Raw genomic sequence first — 23,621 nt, forward strand, 5'->3', positions numbered from 1 at the left:
GACTAGTTCCGCCAGGCTCGGTGGGGAGCCGCAAGCAGCGGCTCCCCACCGGGAACCAGCAGACGATCAGGAGATAGACGTGATCCAGCAGGAGTCGCGACTGCGCGTCGCCGACAACACGGGCGCGAAGGAGATCCTTTGCATCCGTGTTCTCGGTGGCTCGGGTCGCCGCTACGCGGGCATCGGTGACGTCATCGTCGCCACCGTCAAGGACGCGATCCCCGGTGGCAACGTGAAGAAGGGCGACGTCGTCAAGGCGGTCGTCGTGCGCACCGTCAAGGAGCGCCGCCGCCCGGACGGCTCGTACATCCGCTTCGACGAGAACGCGGCCGTCATCCTCAAGGGCGATGGCGACCCCCGCGGCACCCGTATCTTCGGCCCTGTGGGCCGGGAGCTGCGCGAGAAGAAGTTCATGAAGATCATCTCCCTCGCGCCGGAGGTGCTGTAACCGATGAAGATCAAGAAGGGCGACCTGGTTCAGGTCATCACCGGCAAGGACAAGGGCAAGCAGGGCAAGGTCATTCAGGCCTTCCCCCGCGAGGAGCGTGTCCTGGTCGAGGGTGTCAACCGGGTCAAGAAGCACACCAAGGCCGGCCAGACCGCGCGCGGTTCGAAGACCGGCGGCATCGTGACCACCGAGGCCCCCATCCACGTCAGCAACGTTCAGCTGGTTGTGGAGAAGGAAGGCAAGAAGGTGGTCACCCGCGTCGGATACCGCTTTGACGAGGACGGCAACAAGATCCGCGTTGCCAAGCGGACCGGTGAGGACATCTGATGACTGCCACCACTGCGCCGCGTCTGAAGACGCGCTACCGCGAGGAAATCGCCGGCAAGCTGCGTGACGAGTTCAAGTACGAGAACGTCATGCAGATCCCGGGTCTGACCAAGATCGTGGTCAACATGGGTGTGGGCGACGCCGCCCGCGACTCCAAGCTGATCGAGGGCGCCATCCGCGACCTCGCCACGATCACCGGTCAGAAGCCGGCCGTCACCAAGGCCCGTAAGTCCATCGCGCAGTTCAAGCTGCGCGAGGGGCAGCCGATCGGTGCCCACGTCACCCTGCGCGGTGACCGGATGTGGGAGTTTCTGGACCGCCTGCTGTCGCTCGCGCTGCCGCGCATCCGCGACTTCCGTGGTCTGTCCCCCAAGCAGTTCGACGGCCGGGGTAACTACACCTTCGGTCTCACGGAGCAGGTCATGTTCCACGAGATCGACCAGGACAAGATCGACCGCGTCCGGGGTATGGACATCACCGTGGTGACCACGGCGACCAACGACGACGAGGGCCGGGCCCTGCTTCGTCACCTCGGCTTCCCGTTCAAGGAGGCGTGAGCCGTGGCGAAGAAGGCTCTGATTGCCAAGGCCGGCCGCAAGCCGAAGTTCGGTGTGCGCTCGTACACCCGCTGCCAGCGCTGCGGCCGACCGCACTCCGTCTACCGCAAGTTCGGCCTGTGCCGTGTGTGCCTTCGTGAGATGGCTCACCGCGGCGAGCTGCCGGGCGTGACCAAGAGCTCCTGGTAAGCCCACCCGTCTCCCACCACCGCCCTCAACGGGCGCCCTGGCGGGCGACGGAGTTGAACCTCGGGCTTTACCGGGCGCTCGGTGAGCAAATGGACGGCGGGCATCCCACCCGCCGCCCGCCACCGCCCTCAACGGGCGCCCTGGCGGGCGGCGGAGCCCTCTCCCTGATCTCTCCCGTAGAGTGGAGGGGTTGGGCGCCCGCCGCCCATGGCCGCCCGCGGGCCCAGCCCGCTGGAAGAAAACGACTACGCCGTAGGTCCCCGCGCCGCACCCGTCCCGACTCGATTCGGGGAGAGGGATGGCGCAGATAGGAAACCCCGGCGAGAGAGGCCAAAGGCCATCATGACCATGACCGATCCGATCGCAGACATGCTGACTCGTCTGCGAAACGCGAACTCGGCGTACCACGACACCGTCGTGATGCCGCACAGCAAGATCAAGTCGCATATCGCGGAGATCCTCCAGCAGGAGGGCTTCATCTCGGGCTACCGCTCTGAGGACGCCGAGGTCGGCAAGAACCTCGTCATCGACCTCAAGTTCGGTCCGAACCGTGAGCGCTCGATCGCCGGCATCAAGCGGATTTCGAAGCCGGGTCTGCGGGTCTACGCAAAGTCCACCAACCTGCCGAAGGTGCTCGGCGGCCTGGGCGTGGCGATCATCTCCACCTCCCACGGGCTCCTCACCGACAAGCAGGCCGCCAAGAAGGGTGTGGGCGGGGAAGTCCTCGCCTACGTCTGGTAATCGGGAACGGAGGAAAAGCAATGTCGCGTATCGGCAAGCTCCCCATCCCGGTTCCCGCCGGCGTGGACGTCACCATCGATGGCCGTACGGTCCAGGTGAAGGGCCCCAAGGGCGCCCTCTCCCACACCGTTGCCGCGCCCATCGAGATCGCGAAGGACGAGGACGGCACTCTCCGGGTGACCCGCCCGAACGATGAGAGCCGCAACAAGGCTCTGCACGGCCTGTCCCGGACGTTGGTGGCGAACATGATCACCGGCGTGACCCAGGGATACATCAAGAAGCTTGAGATCAGCGGTGTCGGCTACCGCGTCGCGGCGAAGGGCTCCAACCTGGAGTTCTCGCTCGGCTACAGCCACCCGATCCTGGTCGAGGCGCCAGAGGGCATCACCTTCAAGGTCGAGTCTCCGACCAAGTTCAGCGTCGAGGGCATCGACAAGCAGAAGGTCGGCGAGGTCGCCGCGAACATCCGCAAGCTGCGGAAGCCCGACCCGTACAAGGCCAAGGGCGTCAAGTACGAGGGCGAAGTCATCCGCCGCAAGGTCGGAAAGGCTGGTAAGTAAGCCATGGCATACGGTGTGAAGATCGCCAAGGGCAAGGCCTACAAGGGTGCTGCCCTCAAGCGTCGCCACATCCGCGTCCGCAAGCGGATCAACGGCACCCCGGAGCGTCCGCGTCTGGTCGTGACCCGGTCCAACCGGGGTATCACGGCGCAGGTCATCGACGACGTGGCGGGCCACACGCTGGCCTCGGCGTCCCACCTGGACGCCGGCATCCGCGGCGGCGAGGGTGACAAGACCGCGCAGGCCCAGCAGGTCGGCGCCCTGGTCGCCGAGCGTGCCAAGGCCGCCGGTGTCGAGGCTGTTGTGTTCGACCGTGGTGGCAACCAGTACGCCGGGCGCATCGCCGCCCTGGCCGACGCCGCCCGCGAGGCCGGGCTCAAGTTCTGAGCCGGTTCCGTAGCTAGCGGACGTAATCGAGGAGAGGTAATTCCAATGGCTGGACCCCAGCGCCGCGGTGGCGGCGCCGGTGGCGGCGAGCGGCGGGACCGGAAGGACCGGCGGGAGGGCGGCGCTGCCGCCGAGAAGACCGCCTACGTCGAGCGTGTCGTCGCGATCAACCGCGTCGCCAAGGTTGTGAAGGGTGGTCGTCGCTTCAGCTTCACCGCGCTGGTCGTGGTGGGTGACGGTGACGGCACCGTGGGTGTCGGATACGGCAAGGCCAAGGAGGTGCCGGCCGCCATCGCCAAGGGCGTTGAGGAGGCCAAGAAGCACTTCTTCAAGGTCCCCCGGATCCAGGGCACCATCCCGCACCCGATCCAGGGCGAGAAGGCTGCGGGCGTCGTCCTGCTCAAGCCGGCTTCCCCCGGTACCGGTGTGATCGCCGGTGGCCCGGTGCGCGCCGTCCTGGAGTGCGCGGGCATTCACGACGTGCTGAGCAAGTCGCTCGGCTCGTCGAACCCGATCAACATCGTGCACGCCACGGTGGAGGCTCTTCGCGGGCTGCAGCGCCCGGAGGAGATCGCCGCCCGTCGTGGCCTGCCGCTGGAGGACGTCGCCCCCGCCGCTCTGCTGCGGGCGCGTGCCGGGGTGGGTGCGTAATGGCTCGCCTCAAGATCACGCAGGTCAAGTCCTACATCGGCAGCAAGCAGAACCACCGCGACACCCTTCGTTCGCTCGGCCTGAAGCGCATGAACGACGTGGTCGTCAAGGAGGACCGTCCGGAGATCCGCGGCATGGCCCAGACCGTGCGGCACCTCGTGACGGTCGAGGAGGTCGACTGACATGGCGGAGCAGAACCCGCTGAAGGTCCACAACCTCCGGCCCGCCCCTGGTGCCAAGACCGCCAAGACCCGTGTCGGTCGTGGTGAGGCGTCCAAGGGTAAGACCGCTGGTCGTGGTACCAAGGGCACCAAGGCCCGCTACCAGGTTCCGGAGCGCTTCGAGGGTGGGCAGATGCCCCTCCACATGCGGCTCCCGAAGCTGAAGGGCTTCAAGAACCCGTTCAAGACCGAGTACCAGGTCGTGAACCTGGACAAGCTGGCCGCGCTCTACCCACAGGGTGGCGAGGTCACGGTCGCCGACCTGGTCGCCAAGGGCGCGGTGCGTAAGAACCACCTCGTCAAGGTGCTCGGCCAGGGTGAGATCTCGGTGCCGCTGCAGGTGACGGTCGACGCCGTCTCCGGCTCGGCCAAGGAGAAGATCACCGCCGCCGGCGGCACCGTCACCGAACTCGTCTGAGCGGTGTGACCTGACCAACCGGGGATGCCCGCAAATGGGGCATCCCCGGTTGGTCGTTCCAAGGCAGGCACCCTCGCCGGTAAGGTGGCGTGCACTGTTCACTTGTCCGCGTGGTCTGATCCTGCGCGGCTTCTGACCGATCTGTACTTGCCGATTCTCAAGACCGTCACCTCTCGCGCCGATACGCGGGGGTCGCAGGAGGCACCGTGCTCACCGCGTTCGCCCGGGCGTTCAAGACGCCCGACCTGCGCAAGAAGCTGCTGTTCACGTTGGGAATCATCGTGCTCTTCCGGCTCGGGGCGCACATTCCGCTCCCCGGGGTGAGCTACCCGAACGTGAACCAATGCATGGACCAGGTGAAGAACCAAGCAGGCAGCCTCTTCGGGCTCGTCAACCTGTTCAGCGGTGGTGCGCTGCTGCAGTTGACGATCTTCGCGCTCGGAATCATGCCGTACATCACGGCGAGCATCATCCTGCAGCTGCTCACGGTGGTGATCCCGCGGCTGGAGGCGCTGAAGAAGGAGGGGCAGTCCGGCCAGACCAAGATCACGCAGTACACCCGCTACCTGACGGTGGCGCTTGCCATCCTGCAGGGCACCGGCCTGGTGGCCACGGCCCGCAGCGGCGCGCTCTTCCCGACCTGTGATGTGGCCGGCCAGATCATCCCGGACACCTCGATCTTCACCACGGTCACCATGGTCATCTGCATGACCGCGGGCACCGCGTTGATCATGTGGCTGGGTGAGCTGATCACCGACCGCGGCATCGGCAACGGCATGTCGCTGCTGATGTTCATCTCGATCGCCGCCGGCTTCCCGGGCGCCCTGTGGGCCATCAAGACCTCCGGAAAGATCGCGAACGGCTGGGTCAACTTCGGTGCGGTCATCCTGCTCGGCCTGGCGATGGTGGCCCTGGTGGTCTTCGTCGAGCAGGCGCAGCGGCGCATTCCGGTGCAGTACGCGAAGCGGATGATCGGGCGGCGCTCCTACGGCGGTACGTCCACGTACATCCCGTTGAAGGTGAACCAGGCGGGTGTGATTCCTGTCATCTTCGCGTCGTCGCTGCTCTACATTCCCGCCTTGATCGTTCAGTTCAGCGGCTCGAAGTCGGGCTGGGCGATGTGGATCCAACAGCACTTCGTCAAGGGTGACCACCCTTATTACATCGTCACGTACTTCGTGCTGATCGTGTTCTTCGCCTTCTTCTACGTCGCGATCTCGTTCAACCCCGAGGAAGTCGCCGACAACATGAAGAAGTATGGTGGCTTCATCCCGGGTATCCGGGCTGGTCGTCCCACGGCTGAGTACCTGAGCTACGTGCTCAACAGGATCACGTGGCCGGGGTCGCTGTACCTGGGTCTGATCGCTCTGGTGCCAACGGTGGCGCTGGTTGCTTTCAACGCGAACCAGAACTTCCCGTTCGGCGGGACGAGCATCCTGATCATCGTGGGTGTGGGACTGGAGACCGTTAAGCAGATCGAGAGCCAGCTTCAGCAGCGTAACTACGAAGGGTTCCTCCGCTGATGCGAATCGTCCTCGTCGGGCCGCCTGGCGCTGGCAAGGGAACGCAAGCCCAGTTCCTCGCCAAGAAGTTGTCGATCCCGCACATCTCCACAGGCGATCTCTTCCGCGCGAACATCAGTCAGGGCACGCCGCTCGGGAAGAAGGCGCAGGAGTACATGAAGGCCGGCCAGCTGGTGCCGGACGAGGTGACGATCGCGATGGCCAAGGAGCGGCTGGAGCAGCCGGACACGGCCAATGGCTTCCTGCTGGACGGCTTCCCGCGCAACCTGCACCAGGCCGAGGTGCTCGACGAGATCCTCGAGGCCAAGGGCGAGAAGATCGACGCGGTGCTCGACCTCGAGGTTCCCGAGGAAGAGGTGGTCAAGCGGATCGCCGGCCGCCGGACCTGCCGTACGGACAGCAGCCACACGTACCACGTCGTCTACAACCCTCCGAAGAAGGAGGGTGTGTGCGACATCTGCGGCGGCGAGCTGTACCAGCGCGAGGACGACAGCGAGGAGACCGTCCGCAAGCGCCTCGAGGTCTACCACCGTGAGACCGAGCCGATAATCGACTACTACAAGGCCCAGGGTCTGGTCGTGACGATCCCGGCACTCGGCAAGGTCTCCGAGGTGACCCAGCGCGCGATGGAAGCCCTGTCTTCGAAGACTCAGGCTCAGCAGGCCTAGGCCTGAAGCAGAGATACGTGATGTCGGCCGCGGTGCCCCTCAGGGCGCCGCGGCTGCCGTTTGCGGCTCATCAGCAGCTTTCGCGGAGGCTGCCGACCGTGGGCGCTGCTCCATCGACGGTTGCTGCCTACGGCGCTCCCGGCCATGCCGCAGACATCGGGCCGTATCGTGGACATGCTGGCGCGCGTGACGCCAGCCGATCGTCAATCTGAGGAAGGCGCCAGCCCCATGGTGGAGATCAAGACCCCGGAGCAGATCGCGAAGATGCGCGAGGCCGGTCTGGTCGTCGCGCGGATTCACGAGGCCTGCCGGGAGGCGGCCGTGCCGGGTGCCACCACCAAGGATCTGGACGACATCGCCCGGAAGGTCATCGCCGAGCACGGTGCGAAGTCGAACTTCCTCGGCTACGGCGGCTTCCCCGCCACCATCTGCACCTCGGTGAACGACGTCGTCGTCCACGGCATCCCGGACACCGACACCGTCCTCAAGGACGGCGACATCATCTCCATCGACGCCGGCGCCATCATCGACGGCTGGCACGCCGACGCGGCCATCACCGCCTTCGTGGGCAGCGGCCATGCCCCGGAGCTGCATGAGCTCAGCCGGGTCACCGAGGAATCCATGTGGGCCGGCATCTCCGCGGTCAAGCAGGGCAACCGCCTGGTGGACATCTCCCGGGCGATCGAGAGTTACATCCGCCGCCAGCCCCGCCCGGCCACCGGCAAGTACGGGATCATCGAGGACTACGGCGGCCACGGCATCGGATCGCAGATGCATATGGACCCGCACCTGCTGAACTACGTCGACCGCCGGCGCGGCCGCGGTCCCAAGCTGGTGCCCGGCTTCTGCATCGCGATCGAGCCGATGGTGAGCCTGGGCACCCCGCGCACCCACGTCCTGTCCGACGAGTGGACGGTCAAGACGAACGACGGCAGCTGGTCCAGCCACTGGGAGCACTCCGTCGCCCTGACCGAGGAGGGCCCGCTGGTGATCACCGCCTTCGACGGTGGCAAGGCCAAGCTGGCGGAGCTGGGCATCACCGCCGCGCCGGATCCTTCCCCTGGGCGCTGAGCGCCCGGGGAGGCCCCTATGGCGTGATGATCTCCGCTGGTGGGTAGTCTGCTCGATTCGTGTTTGAGACAAGACTGCCGTAGACTCATACGTCGGTCCCCGTGCGCCTTCGTGTGCTCGCGGGGCCGCCCAGGTAGCCGATTCCGGAAGGCGAAGCGCTCAGGACATGGCCAAAAAACAAGGGGCCATCGAGATCGAGGGCACCGTTATCGAGTCTCTGCCGAACGCGATGTTCAAGGTGGAGCTCCAGAACGGGCACAAGGTCCTCGCGCACATCAGCGGCAAGATGCGGATGCACTACATCCGTATCCTTCCCGACGACCGGGTCGTGGTGGAGCTCTCTCCGTACGACCTGACGCGCGGACGGATCGTCTACCGCTACAAGTAGATCTTGCCGTCGCCCCGCTCCCGTGGGGTGCCGGCACTGACCCGGAGAACCTCACATCCCATGAAGGTCAAGCCGAGCGTCAAGAAGATCTGCGACAAGTGCAAGGTGATCCGCCGCCACGGGCGGGTCATGGTCATCTGCGACAACCTGCGCCACAAGCAGCGCCAGGGCTGACGCACGACCCGCACCTCGCAGTTTCTTCGCGCGACGCGAGCAATACGTACATACGCAGAGCCCGCCTGGCCCCAGCGGCCGGCGATACCTCCGGCGGGGGCCGGAGACCCGGAATCGTGCCTACCTACCCCGTAGGGACAGGCAGTCCGGGAGCGGTTCTGCGGCAGACCCCCGAGCATCAACAGGAGCCATTCAGTGGCACGCGTTTCAGGTGTTGACATCCCGCGCGACAAGCGCGTGGAGGTCGCCCTCACCTACGTCTTCGGCATCGGCCGCACGCTGGCGCAGCAGACCCTCGATGCGGCTGGTGTCAACCCGGACACCCGAGTTCGCGACCTGTCCGAAGAGGACCTGGTCAAGATCCGCGAGTACGTGGACGCCAACATCAAGACCGAGGGTGACCTCCGTCGCGAGATCCAGGCCGACATCCGCCGCAAGGTCGAGATCGGCTGCTACCAGGGCCTGCGCCACCGTCGTGGCCTGCCCGTCCACGGTCAGCGCACTCACACCAACGCCCGCACCCGCAAGGGCCCGCGTCGCGCCATCGCCGGCAAGAAGAAGCCGGGCAAGAAGTAGTCCTCATCCGGACGCGCTGCGGACGCCCCTCGGGTGTCCGCAGAAGTCAGCGGTCCGAGTTGTAGGACCGACCACCTCCACGGGAGATATCAAGAATGCCTCCGAAGGGCCGTACGGCCGGCGCCAAGAAGGTGCGCCGCAAGGAGAAGAAGAACGTCGCCCACGGGCACGCTCACATCAAGAGCACGTTCAACAACACCATCGTTTCGATCACCGACCCGACCGGCAACGTGATCTCTTGGGCCTCGGCCGGCCACGTCGGCTTCAAGGGCTCGCGCAAGTCGACCCCGTTCGCCGCGCAGATGGCCGCCGAGTCGGCCGCCCGCCGCGCGCAGGAGCACGGCATGCGCAAGGTGGACGTCTTCGTCAAGGGTCCCGGCTCCGGCCGTGAGACCGCGATCCGCTCTCTGCAGGCCACCGGCCTCGAGGTCGGCTCGATCCAGGACGTCACCCCCACCCCGCACAACGGATGCCGCCCGCCCAAGCGCCGCCGCGTCTGACCAGCTGAAGTAGGAGAACTTAGACAATGGCGCGTTACACCGGGGCCGACTGCAAGCGTTGCCGTCGGGAGAAGCAGAAGCTCTTCCTCAAGGGGAGCAAGTGCGAGAGCGCGAAGTGCCCGATCGAGATCCGTCCTTACCCCCCGGGTGAGCACGGTCGCGGGCGCACCAAGGACAGCGAGTACCTGCTGCAGAAGCGCGAGAAGCAGAAGTGCGCTCGCATCTACGGCGTCCTTGAGAAGCAGTTCCGCGGGTACTACGAGGAGGCGAACCGCCGCTCGGGTAAGACGGGTGAGAACCTGCTGCGTATCCTCGAGTCCCGTCTGGACAACGTGGTGTACCGGGCCGGCTTCGCCAAGTCCCGCGACCACGCCCGTCAGCTGGTTCGGCACGGTCACATCACCGTGAACGGCCGCAAGACCGACATCCCGTCGGCCCGCGTGTCTCCGAACGACATCATCGAGGTCCGCGAGTCCTCCCGTAACCTGGTCCCCTTCCAGGTGGCTCAGGCGGAGGCCGGCGACAAGACCGTGCCGGCGTGGCTCGAGGCCATTCCGTCGCGGATGCGGATCCTCGTGCACTCGCTGCCCGAGCGCCAGGTGATCGACACCCAGGTGCAGGAGCAGCTGATCGTCGAGCTCTACTCCAAGTAAGTAGGGCACCGGCTCCGCCCGGCTCCGGCCGGATCGGACCGCAACGGGCGGTACGACCTCCATCGGGGTCGTACCGCCCGTACCCTTGAAGCCTCGGCGTCAAATAGCGGGCGCCGAAGACTGGAGGCAATACCCATGCTCATCGCTCAGCGTCCCTCGCTGACCGAAGAGGTCGTCGACGAGTACCGCTCCCGGTTCGTGATCGAGCCGCTGGAGCCGGGCTTCGGCTACACCCTCGGCAACTCCCTGCGTCGTACGCTCCTCTCCTCGATCCCCGGTGCGGCCGTCACCAGCATCCGGATCGACGGGGTCCTGCACGAGTTCACCACCGTGCCGGGCGTCAAGGAGGACGTCACCGACCTCATCCTCAACATCAAGCAGCTGGTCGTCTCCTCCGAGCACGACGAGCCGGTCGTGATGTACCTGCGCAAGCAGGGCCCCGGCCTGGTCACCGCTGCTGACATCGCCCCGCCGGCCGGCGTCGAGGTGCACAACCCGGACCTCGTCCTCGCCGCGCTGAACGGCAAGGGCAAGCTCGAGATGGAGCTGACCGTTGAGCGCGGCCGCGGCTACGTCTCGGCCGTCCAGAACAAGCAGGTGGGTCAGGAGATCGGCCGGATCCCGGTCGACTCGATCTACTCGCCGGTGCTCAAGGTCACCTACAAGGTCGAGGCGACCCGTGTCGAGCAGCGCACCGACTTCGACAAGCTGATCGTCGACGTCGAGACCAAGCAGGCCATGCGTCCGCGTGACGCCATGGCGTCGGCCGGTAAGACCCTGGTCGAGCTGTTCGGTCTGGCCCGCGAGCTCAACATCGACGCCGAGGGCATCGACATGGGCCCGTCCCCGACGGACGCCGCCCTGGCCGCTGACCTCGCGCTGCCGATCGAGGAGCTCGAGCTCACCGTCCGCTCGTACAACTGCCTCAAGCGCGAGGGCATCCACTCCGTGGGCGAGCTGGTGGCCCGCTCCGAGGCGGACCTGCTCGACATCCGCAACTTCGGTGCGAAGTCGATCGACGAGGTCAAGGCGAAGCTGGCCGGCATGGGCCTGGCACTCAAGGACAGCCCGCCCGGATTCGACCCGACCGCTGCCGCCGACGCCTTCGGCGCGGAGGAGGACGCGGGCGTGACCGGCTTCGAGGAGACCGAGCAGTACTGAGCCGCCTACGGCGCTCAACCGCCGGACGGGCTGGACTGTCCAGCCCGTCCGACGCTGAAAACTTCCGGCGGGCAACAGCTCGTCGGTAACTGACACCGGTACCTGACACGGCCGGTGCAGACACCAAGGAGAAACACCATGCCGAAGCCCGCCAAGGGTGCCCGTCTGGGCGGCAGCGCTGCGCACGAGCGGCTGATGCTGGCGAACCTCGCCACTGCGCTGTTCGAGCACGGCCGTATCACCACCACCGAGGCCAAGGCCCGCCGCCTGCGTCCGGTGGCCGAGCGTCTGATCACCAAGGCGAAGAAGGGCGACCTTCACAACCGCCGTCTGGTGCTGCAGACCATCCGTGACAAGAGTGTCGTGCACACCCTGTTCACGGAGATCGGCCCGCGTTACGAGAACCGGCCGGGTGGCTACACCCGCATCACCAAGATCGGTAACCGCCGTGGCGACAACGCGCCGATGGCTGTCATCGAGCTGGTGGAGGCGCTGACCGTGGCCCAGCAGGCCACCGGTGAGGCCGAGGCCGCGACCAAGCGCGCGGTCAAGGAGGCCGAGGCCAAGGCCGAGCCGGCCAAGGCCGAGGAGACGGAGGCCGCCGAGGCTCCGGCCGAGGAGTCGAAGGACGCCTGAGTCCTTGAGACACAGCAGCACGGACGGGCCCGCCCCCAGTTTCTGGGAGCGGGCCCGTTCCGCAGATCTAGGATCTTGGATCTTCACGTGACAGACGATGTGCAGCCCGGTTTCACCAGGGTCCGGCTGGACCTTGCGTACGACGGGAAGGACTTCTCCGGCTGGGCACGCCAGCGGGAGCGGCGCACGGTCCAGGGCGAGCTGGAGAACGCCCTGCAGACCGTGATGCGGCTGCCGTACCCGGTCGAGCTGACCGTGGCCGGGCGTACGGACGCCGGTGTGCACGCGCGCGGACAGGTCGCGCACATGGACCTGCCCGAGGACGTGTGGACCACGCATCAGGACAAGCTGTTGCGCCGCCTGGCCGGGCGGCTCCCGCAGGACATCCGGGTCTGGAGGCTCAGCGAGGCCCCACCCGGTTTCGACGCCCGCTTCTCCGCGATCTGGCGCCGCTACGCCTATCGCGTCAGCGACCACCGTGCCGGGGCCGACCCGCTGCGGCGCGGCCATGTGCTCTGGCACGACTGGCCGCTCGACATCAACCTCATGAACGAGGCCGCGGCGCAGCTGCTGGGCGAGCACGACTTCGCCGCCTACTGCAAGAAGCGCGACGGCGCGACGACGATCCGCAGGCTGCTGGAGCTGCACTGGGAGCGGACGGAGGACGGGCTGGCGGTCGCGACCGTACGGGCGGACGCGTTCTGTCACAACATGGTGCGTGCGCTGGTGGGCGCCCTGCTGCTGGTCGGCGACGGGCACCGGCCGGTCGGCTTTCCGGGCGAGGTGCTGGCGGGCCGGGTCCGCCACTCGGCGGTGAACGTCGTGCGGCCGCACGGGCTGACCCTGGAGGAGGTCGGCTACCCGCCGGACGACCAGCTCGCGGCCCGTAACAAGGAGGCCCGCAACAAGCGGACGCTGCCGGGTACGGCCACGGGAGCCGGGGGCTGCTGCTGAGGGGTGCGGGCCCCGCGCGTACGCCCCCGTCCGCTCAGGTTCCGTGCGAGCCGTGCGGGGGGATGCCGGCCGCTTCGGCCAGGGAGAGGTCCAGGCTTTCGCGGCGGATGCGCAGGTCCACATACAGCAGGGTCGTGACGATGTGGGTGAACGGCGTGGTGAGCGCCGCGCCGAGCAGGGCCCCGAGCATGCTGAAGCCCACGAAGGCGGCGACCGCGGCGACGCTCGGCTCGTCCGTGCCCACGCTGGACAGCGACATGGAGAACGCGCCGATCATGTTGAACGGCACCTGCACGAACTGGGCGGCCACCGAGCCGATCAGGCCCGCGAGCAGTGTGATGCCGAGTATCCGCCACCAGGAACCGGCGACGAGCCGCCAGGAGCGGCGCAGCGCCGCCAGCGGGGACTGCTTCTCCAGCGCCGCCGCCGCGGGCGCGAGGGACAGCCGTATCTGCAGAAACATCATGACGGGGATGGCGAGGAGGAAGGACAGGAGCATGCCGACGAGCACCCAGCCCGGTGACCTCGTCGTGGTGCCGATGACGATCGCGGGGCCGCCCACGAGCAGAACCACCGGGGCCACGATGAGGCCGGTCAGCAGCTGTGTGCCGAGTACGGACATCATGCGTGCCCGCGCCTGCCGCCAGGTCTCGCGGACCGTGATGGGCCGGCCGAGCACCGCTCGGGACACGATGGCCGGGTAGGCGGCCTGGAGTGCGGCCATCGCCAGCACTCCGGTCACGACCAGGACGGCCAGGACGGAGCCGAACGCCGTGAACAGCTCGATGAGCTCGGAGCGGCTCGGGCGGGCCGGGGAGCCCACGGTGTCCAACGCCCTGGTCAGCGGCCCGCGGGCGATGCCGTACGCCGTCGCACCGGCGGCCGCGATCACCAGGGCGAAAACGCCGAGGACGGCGAAGGTGAAGCCGAAGACCTGGCGCCAGTAGCGGCCGATGGTGCTGAAGGCGCCGTTGAGAATGTCGCCCAGGCTCAGCGGCCGGAGCGGGATGATCCCGGGCTTCGGGGCGGGCGGCGGGCCACCCCATACGCCCGGCCCCGGCCCGTATATCGGTCCGGGTGCGCCCCACCCCGCGTCGTTCGCCATCGCTACCCCTCGCACCCGTATTCGAACAGTGGCGGGGACTGTATCGGAGCCCTGCCGCTGTGTCCCCATGGGGACGAACCGGCCGGTGAAAAGGTTGTACGGCCGTACCGGGCGTGGGAGGGAGATCAGGCCCGCGGGCTCAGCCGCCGCTCTGGGCCGTGGCCGCCGCCGAGGCCTGGAGCTGGCCGCGCCGGATGATGCTGCGGAAGGCGAAGTCGGAGGCGTCCTTGCCGGCCTGCAGGGCCTTGGTGTCCGAGGGCTGCACCGCCTTGCCGGAGGTGTAGCCGGCGACGGTGAAGTAGGCGTAGCGGCCGATGGAGTTGGTGGTGAGCCGACAGGCGGTCGCCCGGCAGAAGGTGGGCACGCCGCCGCCCGCCAGGGACTGGATGTTGCCGGACGCCTGCTCCTTCACCTTCGTCGCCTGGGCCTCGGTGTCGAAGACGGCGACACCGATGGTGACCGCCACGCCGTCCTTGGAGTATGTGGCGCGGATCACCTGGGTGCAGTCGTTGCTGGTGAGCACGCCGGCCAGCTTGCTGGAGGCGGCCCCGGCGCAGTTCTTGGCGGTGGCGGTGGCGCCCTTGGCGTACGAGCGGTCGCCCAGCACCATCGTCTGCCCCGGGAAGAGCGTGCCCGCGTTGAGCGGGGCGGTGTCCTTCTTGGAGCTGGCGATGAAGTCGCGAGGGTTCGGCGGGGGCGGCACGGAGACGTCGGAGAACGTCGGCTCCGGCTGCTTGGGCCCGCTGGGCAGGTTCTGGGGGCCGGGCAGGCCCCCGGCCTTGTCTTTCGAGTCGCCGCTGGAGACCACCGCCATGGCCACGATCCCGCCGACCGCCAGCGTGGCGAGCGCGCCGCCGCCGATCATCAGCAACCTGCGGCGCCGGTTGCGCGACGCCGTATCATCCGCCAGGGCCGCCCAGTCCGGAGTCGACGGCGAGCCCCCCGGGCCGAAAGGCCCCTCTTGCCCAAAGCTCATGGCGCGCATCCTACGGAAAACCAAGGGGTCCGGGGAAAGCCGCCGGTGTCCCGCGGGGGCGGGGCGTACGGCGTGATCGCGCCGGAGGCGCGTTTTGACCCGTACGGGTCCAGGCCGGTATTCTGCCAGTTCGTTATGCGTATTGGCTTGCTCGTTCTCACGTGAGAGGCCGTTACGCCGGTCCACCGGGCCGATGACCAGCGGCAGGCACTCGGTTTGCGTCACCGATGTGCGGCCAGGGCTGTCGTGATCGTCCGGGTGGCCTTGTCAGGACCAACTCACTGAAGAAGCGAAGGCTACGACCGTGCGTACGTACAGCCCCAAGCCCGGCGACGTCCAGCGTCAGTGGTACGTCATCGACGCCACCGACGTCGTCCTGGGCCGTCTGGCCTCCCAGGCCGCCACCCTTCTCCGGGGCAAGCACAAGCCGGTGTACGCGCCGCACGTTGACGCTGGTGACTTCGTCATCATCATCAACGCCGACAAGGTGCACCTCTCCGGCAACAAGCGGACCCAGAAGATGGCCTACCGCCACTCCGGCTACCCGGGTGGTCTGCGGTCCGTCCGCTACGACGAGCTGCTGGACAAGAACCCCGAGAAGGCCGTCGAGAAGGCCATCAAGGGCATGCTCCCGAAGAACACCCTGGGCCGCCAGATGCTCTCGAAGCTGAAGGTGTACGCGGGCGCCCAGCACCCGCACGCCGCTCAGCAGCCGGTCCCGTTCGAGATCACCCAGGTCGCGCAGTAGTCCGGCCACCCTAAGACGAGAAGAATCTGAGGAGAATCGTGGCCGAGACCACCGCTGAGACCACCCTCGACGTCGAGGAGTACACCTCCGAGACCCCGGTCGAGGAGTACACCACCGAGTCGCTCGCGGCCCGCTTCGGCGAGCCGCAGCTGGCCGCCGGCACCGGGCGCCGCAAGAACGCCGTCGCTCGCGTCCGCATCGTTCCGGGCAGCGGCCAGTGGAAGATCAACGGTCGCACCCTGGAGGAGTACTTCCCCAACAAGGTGCACCAGCAGGAAGTCAACGAGCCCTTCAAGGTGCTCGAGCTGGAGAACCGTTACGACGTCATCGCCCGTATCTCGGGTGGCGGCGTCTCCGGTCAGGCCGGTGCCCTGCGCCTGGGCATCGCCCGTGCGCTGAACGAGGCGGACGTGGAGAACAACCGCGGGCCGCTGAAGAAGGCCGGCTTCCTGACCCGTGACGACCGTGCCACCGAGCGTAAGAAGGCGGGTCTGAAGAAGGCCCGTAAGGCGCCGCAGTACAGCAAGCGCTAACGGCTCGCTTCGTACGACCGTACGGACCGCCCCGGCGGCACTCTTTGTGCTGGCCGGGGCGTTCGTCTATGAGCCGCCTCGCGTATACAGGGAAGGCGCCTGAAGAGGCGGTATTTCTCAGCGAAACCTCGGAGGACACCAGTGGGACGACTCTTCGGCACGGACGGTGTGCGCGGCGTCGCGAATGCGGACCTGACGGCGGAGCTCGCGCTCGGCCTGTCGGTCGCGGCGGCGCATGTGCTGGCCGAGGCGGGCACGTTCGAAGGCCATCGGCCGACGGCGGTGGTCGGGCGTGATCCGCGTGCGTCCGGAGAGTTCCTGGAGGCCGCCGTCGTGGCGGGGCTCGCGAGCGCGGGCGTGGACGTCCTGCGCGTCGGTGTGCTGCCCACCCCGGCGGTGGCGTATCTCACCGGCGCGCTGGGCGCCGACCTCGGCGTGATGCTCTCCGCGAGCCACAACCCGATGCCCGACAACGGGATCAAGTTCTTCGCGCGGGGCGGGCACAAGCTCGCGGACGAGCTGGAGGACCGGATCGAGGCGATCTACGAGGAGCACAAGTCGGGCGAGCCGTGGGACCGGCCCACCGGCGCCGGCGTGGGGCGCGTACGCACTTACGACGAGGGCTTCGACAACTACGTCGCGCACCTCATCGGCGTGCTGCCGAACCGCCTCGACGGACTGACGGTCGTCCTGGACGAGGCGCACGGCGCGGCCGCCCGGGTCTCCCCGGAGGCCTTCGCCCGCGCCGGGGCCGAGGTCATCACCATCGGCGCGGAGCCCGACGGCCTCAACATCAACGACGGCTGCGGCTCCACCCACCTCGACCTGCTCAAGGCTGCCGTCGTCGAGCACGGCGCCGACCTGGGCATCGCGCACGACGGGGACGCGGACCGCTGTTTGGCGGTGGACGCGGCGGGCAACGAGGTGGACGGCGACCAGATCCTGGCCGTCCTCGCCCTGGGGCTGCGCGAGGCCGACGGCCTGCGGAAGAACACCGTGGTCGGCACGGTCATGTCGAACCTCGGCTTCAAGCTGGCCATGGAGCGCGAGGGCATCGAGCTGGTCCAGACGGCGGTCGGCGACCGGTACGTGCTGGAGGCGATGAAGGAGCACGGCTACGCGCTGGGCGGCGAGCAGTCCGGGCACGTGATCATCCTCGATCACGCGACGACGGGCGACGGCACGCTCACCGGGCTGATGCTGGCGGCGCGGGTGGCGGCGACGGGCCGCAGCCTGGCGGAGCTGGCGAGCGTGATGACACGGTTGCCGCAGGTGCTGATCAATGTGCCGGACGTGGACAAGTCACGGGTGACCACCTCCAGCGACCTCGCGACGGCCGTGGCCGACGCGGAGTGCGAGCTTGGGAGCACCGGCCGGGTGCTGCTGCGGCCGTCCGGCACGGAACCGCTGGTGCGGGTGATGGTCGAGGCTGCCGACATCGATCAGGCGCGGTCGGTCGCGGGGCGGCTGGCCGACGCGGTGAAGTCCGCGCTGGGTTAGTGCCGCGTCAGCCAGGGTTTGCCCCGCTCGCCGCCCTGGCGCGGTCATCCGCTGCGTTGCCCGATCGACCGGGTAGGCCCACTACGAGGCCGATCCGGCGCCTTGCAGCTGACCGCACCGGGTCACCTCGCTACCGGGCAAACCTGGCTGACGCGGCACTAGGCCCTGGTTCCCGGATCCGCCCGCCTCGCCCGAGGGGCGGGTGGATCCTCAGAGCTTCCGGAGCGACAGACGCTGGACCTTGTGGTCCGGGCCCTTACGGAGCACGAGAGTCGCCCGGCTGCGGGTCGGGGCCACGTTCTGTTCCAGGTTTGGGCGGTTGACGGTCCGCCAGATCATGCGCGCGTAGTCCAGCGCCTCTTCCTCCGACACCTGCGTGTACTTGCGGAAGTAGGAGTACGGATTCTGAAAGGCCGTCTCCCGGAGCTGTCGGAAGCGCCCGAGGTACCACGTCTCGATGTCCTCGGTGCGGGCGTCCACGTACACGCTGAAGTCGAAGAAGTCGGCGAGGCCGAGCCGGGTCCGGCCGTCCTTGCCGGGCAGCGCCGGCTGCAGAACGTTGAGGCCCTCGACGATGAGGATGTCGGGCCGACGCACCGTCAGCCGCTCGCCGGGCACGATGTCGTAGATCAGATGCGAGTAGACCGGCGCTGTCACTTCCTCCTTGCCGGACTTCACATCGGCGACAAAGCGGGTCAGGGCGCGGCGGTCGTAGGACTCGGGGAAGCCCTTACGGGACATCAGACCGCGGCGGTGCAGCTCCGCGTTGGGCAGCAGAAAGCCGTCGGTGGTGACCAGCTCCACGCGCGGATGCTCGGGCCAGCGGGCCAGCAGCGCCTGGAGAAGGCGGGCGGTCGTCGACTTGCCGACGGCGACGCTGCCCGCGACACCGATGACGAACGGGGTGCCGGGCTGTGAGCCCTGGCCGTTGCTGCCGGCGTCGCCGAGGAAGGTGTTCAGCGCCCCGCGCAGACTGCTGGACGCACCGACGTAGAGGTTGAGCAGGCGCGACAGCGGAAGGTAGACGTCGCGCACCTCGTCCAGGTCGATGACGTCGCCCAGGCCGCGCAGCCGCTCCACCTCCTCGGCGGTGAGGGGCAGCGGGGTCTTCTCCCGCAGCGCGCTCCACTCGGCGCGGGTGAGGTCCACATACGGGCCGGGTCCCGGCCGGGGATTCGACGTGGCCCGCTGCTGCCGGGGGCTGCGCACTGGAGAGATGATCACGGGCTCATTGTCGGGGCTCGGGGGATGGCGTGGGACGTGGTCTCGCTCACGCCCCCTGTATGCACCCGTGCGCCGCGACACACGCCCGTCCACGCGTCCAGGTTGCGCCGAATGTCTATGCCTGAGGGTCGTTGACCGCTACGGTCACCACCATCGGGGCGACAGCCACTGACACGTTCATAGGGGTGCGTCATGTCCGCAAGCCTTCGCGATCTCGTCAGACGCAGAGCGGAGCGAGCGAGCGCGGCTCGGCGTGCCCACCGGGAATTCGCCGGGCGCATCTGGAGCGACCTGAGCGACGACCTGCCGGACGAGGACCTGTGGGATCCGGGGGAGGACCTCGACGACGGCGGTCTGGAGCTGTACGTGCCGGGCAGTAAGCCACGCTGCGAGGAAGTGGAGTATCTGGAGCTGGTCCAGGAGGCCGTGCACCGCATGGCACAGGGCCGCTGAGTATCCGGATGGCGGAGCCGCTGGTCGAGGCGTCGGGGCCGGGGGCTTAGGCTTCCCGCATGTGCGGAATCGTTGGTTATGTGGGAGGGCAGTCCGCCCTCGATGTCGTCATCGCCGGTCTGAAGCGGCTGGAGTACCGGGGCTACGACTCGGCCGGCGTGGCCGTGCTCGCCGACGGCGGGCTCGCCGCGGCCAAGAAGGCGGGCAAGCTGGCCAACCTGGAGAAGGAGCTGGCCGACCGCCCGCTGCCCACCGGCGGCACCGGCATCGGCCATACCCGGTGGGCCACGCACGGCGCCCCCACCGACGCCAACGCCCACCCGCACCTGGACAACGCCGGTCGCGTCGCCGTCGTGCACAACGGCATCATCGAGAACTTCGCCACACTGCGGGCCGAGCTGACCGACCGCGGTCATGAACTGGCCTCCGAGACCGACACCGAGGTCGTCGCCCACCTGCTCGCCGAGTCGTTCTCCTCCTGCGGCGACCTGGCCGAGGCCATGCGCCAGGTGTGCCGGCAGCTGGAGGGCGCCTTCACGCTCGTCGCCGTACATGCCGACGAGCCGGACGTGGTGGTCGGCGCGCGCCGCAACTCGCCGCTGGTCATCGGCATCGGAGACGGCGAGTCCTTCCTCGCCTCGGACGTGGCCGCGTTCATCGCGCACACCCGTGAGGCGGTAGAGCTCGGCCAGGACCAGGTCGTCGAGCTGCGCCGGGACGGCGTGACGGTGACCGACTTCGAGGGCGCGCCCGCCGATGTGCGCACCTACCACGTCGACTGGGACGCGTCGGCCGCCGAGAAGGGCGGCTACGACTACTTCATGCTCAAGGAGATCGCCGAGCAGCCGAAGGCGGTCGCCGACACCCTCCTCGGCCGGATCGACGCCTCCGGAAGCCTGCACCTGGACGAGATCCGCATCCCCGACTCCGTACTGCGCGAGATCGACAAGGTGGTGATCGTCGCCTGCGGGACCGCCTACCACGCCGGGATGATCGCCAAGTACGCGATCGAGCACTGGACCCGGGTCCCCTGCGAGACGGAGCTGGCGAGCGAGTTCCGCTACCGCGACCCGATCCTCGACTCGCGCACCCTCGTCGTGGCCATCAGCCAGTCCGGCGAGACGATGGACACGCTGATGGCGCTGCGGCACGCCCGTGAGCAGGGCGCGAAGGTCCTCGCCATCTGCAACACCAACGGCTCGACGATCCCGCGTGAGTCGGACGCCGTCCTCTACACGCACGCCGGGCCGGAGGTCGCGGTCGCCTCGACCAAGGCGTTCCTGACCCAGCTTGTGGCCTGCTACCTGGTGGCGCTGTACCTGGGCCAGGTCCGCGGCACCAAGTGGGGCGACGAGATCACGTCCGTGATCCGCGAGCTGTCGGAGATCTCCACCCAGGTCGAGCAGGTGCTCGGCACCATGGAGCCCGTACGGGAGCTGGCCCGGGCCCTGGCCGACAAGAACACGGTGCTCTTCCTCGGCCGGCACGTGGGCTTCCCCGTCGCCCTCGAAGGCGCGCTCAAGCTCAAGGAGCTCGCTTACATGCATGCCGAGGGCTTCGCGGCCGGCGAGCTCAAGCACGGTCCGATCGCCCTGATCGAGGAGGATCTGCCGGTCGTCGTGGTCGTACCGTCACCGCGCGGGCGGTCCGTCCTGCACGACAAGATCGTCTCCAACATCCAGGAGATCCGGGCCAGGGGAGCCCGCACGATCGTGATCGCGGAGGAGGGCGACGAGACCGTCGTCCCGTACGCCGACCACCTCATCCGGATCCCCGCCACGCCGACACTGCTCCAGCCGCTGGTCGCGACCGTGCCGCTGCAGGTCTTCGCCTGTGAGCTGGCGACCGCGCGCGGCAACGAGGTCGACCAGCCGCGGAACCTCGCGAAGTCCGTGACGGTCGAGTGAGGCGGGTGTGATCATCGGGGTGGGGATCGACGTCGCCGAGATCGACCGGTTCGCGGCGGCGCTGGAGCGTACGCCGAGCCTCGCCGACCGGATCTTCGTGGTCGGCGAGCTGTGGCTGCGCAGCGGCGAGCGGCGCGGTGTGGCCTCCCTGGCGGTGCGGTTCGCCGCCAAGGAGGCCCTGGCGAAGGCGCTCGGCGCGCCCGGTGGGCTGCACTGGACGGACGCGGAGATCTGGACGGAGGACAGCGGCCGGCCGCGCCTGCGAGTCACCGGCACGGTCGCGGCCCGGGCGGAGGAGCTGGGCGTACGGCACTGGCATGTCTCGCTCAGCCACGATGCGGGGGTCGCGTCCGCTGTGGTGATCGCGGAGGGCTAGCCGGTGCCGCCCCCTCGCCGGGCGGGCCGCTCCGCGACGGGGTGCGCCCGCGCGCCTGGGCGCGCGTTGGCTGCCTGCCGGCGCGGTGGCGGGTGCCCGGGGCCGGGGCCTCCGGGTGCTGCCGGGGTGGGGGTCCTGGACTGCGCGCCCGTCGGGCCTGGCGGCCCTGGACACGCTTTTCCAGGACCCCCACCCACCCCTACGATCCCGACCCCCTCGCGTCCACCCGCGTGGGGTGCCACACGCAGGCCGGTGCACGGCACGCGGGTCCTGGCCCTGCCGGCACGGTCGCTCGCCGGACTTGCCGCCACCGGGCGGCGCTTCGTGCCGGGGCACGGCGGCGGGTTGGCGTTGGCGGGCGCGGTGCCGGGGTGGCGATGCGCGGGCGCAGGCCGCCACCGGGCGGCGCTTCGTGCCGGGGCACGGCGGCGGGTTGGGCGTTGGCGGGCGCGGTGCCGGGGTGGCGATGCGCGGGCGCAGGCCGCCACGCTTCGGGAGACTGATCGCATGAGGACTGCGTACAGCGTCGAAACCGTACGGGCCGCAGAGCGGCAGCTGATGGCCCGGCTCCCCGAAGGCACCCTGATGCAGCGCGCCGCCGCCGGCCTCGCGGCCGCCTGCGCCAATCTGCTCGGACGGGCGTACGGCGCCCACGTCGCGCTGCTCATCGGCAGCGGGGACAACGGCGGCGACGCCCTCTACGCCGGCGCCCGGCTCGCCCGGCGCGGGGCGAGTGTCACCGCCGTGCTGCTCTCCCCGGACCGTACGCACCCCGGCGGGCTGGCCGCGCTCAAGGCCGCCGGGGGCCGGGCGGTCGCCGCAGAGGCTGGGGAGCGGGCCATCGGCCGCGCTGATCTCGTGCTCGACGGGATTGTCGGCATCGGCGGGCGGGGCGGACTGCGGCCGCCGGCGGATGCGCTGGCATCGGTCGTCCGGGACGCACGCGCGCGTGGCACCGCCGTCGTGGCCGTCGACCTCCCCAGCGGCATCGACGCCGACAGCGGCGAGGTCCCCGGCGCGGTGATCGAGGCCGACGCGACGGTGACCTTCGGTGCGTACAAGCCGGGCCTGCTCATCGACCCGGCGGCTTCGGTCGTGGGCGCGCTGCGGCTGATCGACATCGGGCTCGCGCCCTATCTGCCTGCCGTACCGGACGCCGAGGCGCTGCAACACCCGGATGTGGCGCGGTTGTTGCCGATGCCGACGGCGCAGACCGACAAGTACCGGCGGGGAGTGGTCGGCGTCGTTGCGGGCTCGGCGCGCTACCCGGGCGCGGCGGTGCTCGCCGTGGCGGGTGCGCTGCGGGGCGGCGCCGGCGCCGTACGGTACGTCGGCCCGGCCGCCGGCGCGGTGATCGCCCGCTTCCCCGAGTCGCTGGTGCACGCCGGGCCGCCCGCGAAGGCGGGACGTGTGCAGGCGTGGGTGGTCGGCCCGGGGCTGGGCGACGGGGCGGACGCCCGGCACGCGCTCGACGACGTACTCGCCTCCGACGTGCCGATCCTGGTGGACGCGGACGGGCTGCGGCTGCTGGACCGCGAGCGGGTCCGCACGCGCCCGGCGGAGACGCTGCTCACACCGCATGCGGGGGAGGCGGCGGCACTGCTGGGGCTGGCTCGCGGGGAGGTGGAGTCGCGCCGGCTGGCGGCGGTGCGGCGGCTGGCCGCCGAGTACGGGGCGACGGCGCTGCTCAAGGGATCCACAACGCTGATCGCCGGTGCGCACGGCACTCCCGTGCGGGTCAACCCCACGGGGACGGGATGGCTGGCCACGGCGGGCAGCGGGGATGTGCTGTCCGGGCTGACCGGCTCCCTGCTGGCGACCGGGCTGGCGGCCAGGGACGCGGCGGCCGTGGGCGCGTATCTGCACGGGCTGGCGGCCCGCCGTGCGGCGGGCCCTGTCGGGGCTCCGATCGGTGCGACGGACGTGGCGGCGTCCCTGCCCGACGCCTGGCGCGACACCCGGGCCCACTGACGGCCCCACGCCCCGCTGCGCGCCC

At 69.0% G+C, this 23,621-nt stretch carries 31 protein-coding genes; 28 read left to right on the forward strand and 3 right to left on the reverse strand.

Features of this window, described 5'->3' with window-relative positions; translation table 11 throughout:
• Positions 1-79: 79 nt before the first annotated feature.
• The 21 genes from rplN (at position 80) to truA (ending at position 12,803) form a co-directional block, all read left to right on the forward strand.
• Entirely contained in the window at positions 80-448 is a 369-nt protein-coding gene (rplN, locus tag ACY34J_RS08795; RefSeq protein WP_462726041.1) for a 50S ribosomal protein L14, read from the forward strand.
• A gap of 3 nt (positions 449-451) precedes the next feature.
• Positions 452-775, forward strand: a complete 324-nt coding sequence (gene rplX / locus ACY34J_RS08800) for a 50S ribosomal protein L24 (RefSeq protein WP_462726040.1) — start codon at positions 452-454, stop codon at positions 773-775.
• Complete coding sequence (gene rplE, locus ACY34J_RS08805; RefSeq protein ID WP_462726039.1) at positions 775-1,332, forward strand: 50S ribosomal protein L5; 558 nt, start codon at positions 775-777, stop codon at positions 1,330-1,332. Before rplX ends, rplE begins: the two co-directional genes overlap by 1 nt.
• Positions 1,333-1,335: 3 nt before the next feature.
• A complete protein-coding gene (locus ACY34J_RS08810; protein ID WP_462726038.1) occupies positions 1,336-1,521 on the forward strand; it encodes a type Z 30S ribosomal protein S14 in 186 nt (61 codons plus the stop codon).
• Positions 1,522-1,863: 342 nt separating this feature from the next.
• Entirely contained in the window at positions 1,864-2,262 is a 399-nt protein-coding gene (gene rpsH / locus ACY34J_RS08815; protein WP_462726037.1) for a 30S ribosomal protein S8, read from the forward strand.
• A 20-nt stretch (positions 2,263-2,282) separates the two neighbouring features.
• Positions 2,283-2,822, forward strand: a complete 540-nt coding sequence (rplF, locus tag ACY34J_RS08820) for a 50S ribosomal protein L6 (protein ID WP_462726036.1) — start codon at positions 2,283-2,285, stop codon at positions 2,820-2,822.
• A gap of 3 nt (positions 2,823-2,825) precedes the next feature.
• On the forward strand, positions 2,826-3,209 hold the full coding sequence (rplR, locus tag ACY34J_RS08825; RefSeq protein ID WP_462726035.1) for a 50S ribosomal protein L18: 384 nt from the start codon (positions 2,826-2,828) through the stop codon (positions 3,207-3,209).
• A 45-nt stretch (positions 3,210-3,254) separates the two neighbouring features.
• A complete protein-coding gene (gene rpsE / locus ACY34J_RS08830) occupies positions 3,255-3,860 on the forward strand; it encodes a 30S ribosomal protein S5 (protein WP_462726034.1) in 606 nt (201 codons plus the stop codon).
• On the forward strand, positions 3,860-4,042 hold the full coding sequence (gene rpmD, locus ACY34J_RS08835; protein WP_462726033.1) for a 50S ribosomal protein L30: 183 nt from the start codon (positions 3,860-3,862) through the stop codon (positions 4,040-4,042). The genes rpsE and rpmD overlap by 1 nt, the downstream gene beginning before the upstream one ends.
• 1 nt (position 4,043) lies before the next feature.
• On the forward strand, positions 4,044-4,499 hold the full coding sequence (rplO, locus tag ACY34J_RS08840) for a 50S ribosomal protein L15 (RefSeq protein WP_462726032.1): 456 nt from the start codon (positions 4,044-4,046) through the stop codon (positions 4,497-4,499).
• Between the two features lie 206 nt (positions 4,500-4,705).
• On the forward strand, positions 4,706-6,022 hold the full coding sequence (secY, locus tag ACY34J_RS08845) for a preprotein translocase subunit SecY (RefSeq protein ID WP_462726031.1): 1,317 nt from the start codon (positions 4,706-4,708) through the stop codon (positions 6,020-6,022).
• Positions 6,022-6,690, forward strand: coding sequence for an adenylate kinase (locus tag ACY34J_RS08850; RefSeq protein ID WP_462726030.1), 669 nt, complete (start codon positions 6,022-6,024; stop codon positions 6,688-6,690). Before secY ends, ACY34J_RS08850 begins: the two co-directional genes overlap by 1 nt.
• A 228-nt stretch (positions 6,691-6,918) precedes the next feature.
• On the forward strand, positions 6,919-7,761 hold the full coding sequence (map, locus tag ACY34J_RS08855; protein ID WP_462726029.1) for a type I methionyl aminopeptidase: 843 nt from the start codon (positions 6,919-6,921) through the stop codon (positions 7,759-7,761).
• 166 nt (positions 7,762-7,927) lie between these two features.
• Entirely contained in the window at positions 7,928-8,149 is a 222-nt protein-coding gene (gene infA, locus ACY34J_RS08860) for a translation initiation factor IF-1 (protein ID WP_003956442.1), read from the forward strand.
• Between the two features lie 60 nt (positions 8,150-8,209).
• On the forward strand, positions 8,210-8,323 hold the full coding sequence (gene rpmJ / locus ACY34J_RS08865; RefSeq protein WP_003956441.1) for a 50S ribosomal protein L36: 114 nt from the start codon (positions 8,210-8,212) through the stop codon (positions 8,321-8,323).
• Between the two features lie 195 nt (positions 8,324-8,518).
• Positions 8,519-8,899 carry a 30S ribosomal protein S13 gene (gene rpsM / locus ACY34J_RS08870; protein WP_462726028.1) on the forward strand — a complete coding sequence of 127 codons (381 nt, stop codon included), beginning with the start codon at positions 8,519-8,521 and terminating at the stop codon, positions 8,897-8,899.
• Between the two features lie 95 nt (positions 8,900-8,994).
• On the forward strand, positions 8,995-9,399 hold the full coding sequence (gene rpsK / locus ACY34J_RS08875; RefSeq protein ID WP_004571845.1) for a 30S ribosomal protein S11: 405 nt from the start codon (positions 8,995-8,997) through the stop codon (positions 9,397-9,399).
• A gap of 26 nt (positions 9,400-9,425) precedes the next feature.
• Entirely contained in the window at positions 9,426-10,052 is a 627-nt protein-coding gene (gene rpsD / locus ACY34J_RS08880) for a 30S ribosomal protein S4 (protein ID WP_462726027.1), read from the forward strand.
• A 135-nt stretch (positions 10,053-10,187) separates the two neighbouring features.
• Positions 10,188-11,213 carry a DNA-directed RNA polymerase subunit alpha gene (locus ACY34J_RS08885; RefSeq protein WP_462726026.1) on the forward strand — a complete coding sequence of 342 codons (1,026 nt, stop codon included), beginning with the start codon at positions 10,188-10,190 and terminating at the stop codon, positions 11,211-11,213.
• Between the two features lie 138 nt (positions 11,214-11,351).
• Positions 11,352-11,849 carry a 50S ribosomal protein L17 gene (gene rplQ, locus ACY34J_RS08890; protein ID WP_462726025.1) on the forward strand — a complete coding sequence of 166 codons (498 nt, stop codon included), beginning with the start codon at positions 11,352-11,354 and terminating at the stop codon, positions 11,847-11,849.
• 87 nt (positions 11,850-11,936) lie between these two features.
• On the forward strand, positions 11,937-12,803 hold the full coding sequence (gene truA / locus ACY34J_RS08895) for a tRNA pseudouridine(38-40) synthase TruA (RefSeq protein WP_462726024.1): 867 nt from the start codon (positions 11,937-11,939) through the stop codon (positions 12,801-12,803).
• A gap of 34 nt (positions 12,804-12,837) precedes the next feature.
• Here truA and ACY34J_RS08900 read toward each other — a convergent pair whose 3' ends face one another.
• Together ACY34J_RS08900 and ACY34J_RS08905 are read right to left on the reverse strand one after the other, a co-directional pair.
• Positions 12,838-13,908 carry a hypothetical protein gene (locus ACY34J_RS08900; RefSeq protein WP_462726023.1) on the reverse strand — a complete coding sequence of 357 codons (1,071 nt, stop codon included), beginning with the start codon at positions 13,906-13,908 and terminating at the stop codon, positions 12,838-12,840.
• 139 nt (positions 13,909-14,047) lie between these two features.
• Positions 14,048-14,884, reverse strand: coding sequence for a hypothetical protein (locus ACY34J_RS08905; RefSeq protein WP_462726022.1), 837 nt, complete (start codon positions 14,882-14,884; stop codon positions 14,048-14,050).
• A 304-nt stretch (positions 14,885-15,188) separates the two neighbouring features.
• On the opposite strand from ACY34J_RS08905, the gene rplM reads away from it, so the two are divergent.
• The 3 genes from rplM to glmM all read left to right on the forward strand — a co-directional run bounded on the left by rplM (position 15,189) and on the right by glmM (position 17,665).
• Positions 15,189-15,632, forward strand: a complete 444-nt coding sequence (gene rplM / locus ACY34J_RS08910; protein WP_462726021.1) for a 50S ribosomal protein L13 — start codon at positions 15,189-15,191, stop codon at positions 15,630-15,632.
• A gap of 38 nt (positions 15,633-15,670) precedes the next feature.
• The gene (gene rpsI / locus ACY34J_RS08915; RefSeq protein WP_462726020.1) at positions 15,671-16,165 is read left to right on the forward strand and encodes a 30S ribosomal protein S9; all 495 of its coding nucleotides are present in this window, start codon (positions 15,671-15,673) and stop codon (positions 16,163-16,165) included.
• 141 nt (positions 16,166-16,306) lie between these two features.
• Positions 16,307-17,665, forward strand: a complete 1,359-nt coding sequence (gene glmM, locus ACY34J_RS08920) for a phosphoglucosamine mutase (RefSeq protein WP_462726019.1) — start codon at positions 16,307-16,309, stop codon at positions 17,663-17,665.
• Positions 17,666-17,875: 210 nt separating this feature from the next.
• Here the strand turns inward: glmM and coaA are convergent, their stop codons facing one another.
• Positions 17,876-18,889, reverse strand: a complete 1,014-nt coding sequence (gene coaA / locus ACY34J_RS08925) for a type I pantothenate kinase (protein WP_462726018.1) — start codon at positions 18,887-18,889, stop codon at positions 17,876-17,878.
• 192 nt (positions 18,890-19,081) lie between these two features.
• On the opposite strand from coaA, the gene ACY34J_RS08930 reads away from it, so the two are divergent.
• The 4 genes from ACY34J_RS08930 (at position 19,082) to ACY34J_RS08945 (ending at position 23,596) form a co-directional block, all read left to right on the forward strand.
• Entirely contained in the window at positions 19,082-19,342 is a 261-nt protein-coding gene (locus tag ACY34J_RS08930; RefSeq protein WP_462726017.1) for a hypothetical protein, read from the forward strand.
• A 59-nt stretch (positions 19,343-19,401) separates the two neighbouring features.
• Positions 19,402-21,249 (forward strand): glutamine--fructose-6-phosphate transaminase (isomerizing), encoded by a 1,848-nt coding sequence (gene glmS / locus ACY34J_RS08935; protein WP_462726016.1) that lies wholly within the window; start codon positions 19,402-19,404, stop codon positions 21,247-21,249.
• A 7-nt stretch (positions 21,250-21,256) separates the two neighbouring features.
• Positions 21,257-21,625: a holo-ACP synthase gene (locus ACY34J_RS08940; protein ID WP_462726015.1), complete on the forward strand. Its 369-nt coding sequence runs from the start codon at positions 21,257-21,259 to the stop codon at positions 21,623-21,625.
• A 507-nt stretch (positions 21,626-22,132) separates the two neighbouring features.
• On the forward strand, positions 22,133-23,596 hold the full coding sequence (locus tag ACY34J_RS08945) for an NAD(P)H-hydrate dehydratase (RefSeq protein WP_462726014.1): 1,464 nt from the start codon (positions 22,133-22,135) through the stop codon (positions 23,594-23,596).
• The last annotated feature ends 25 nt before the right edge of the window (positions 23,597-23,621 follow it).

Source organism: Streptomyces sp. HSS9-12 (assembly GCF_054963655.1).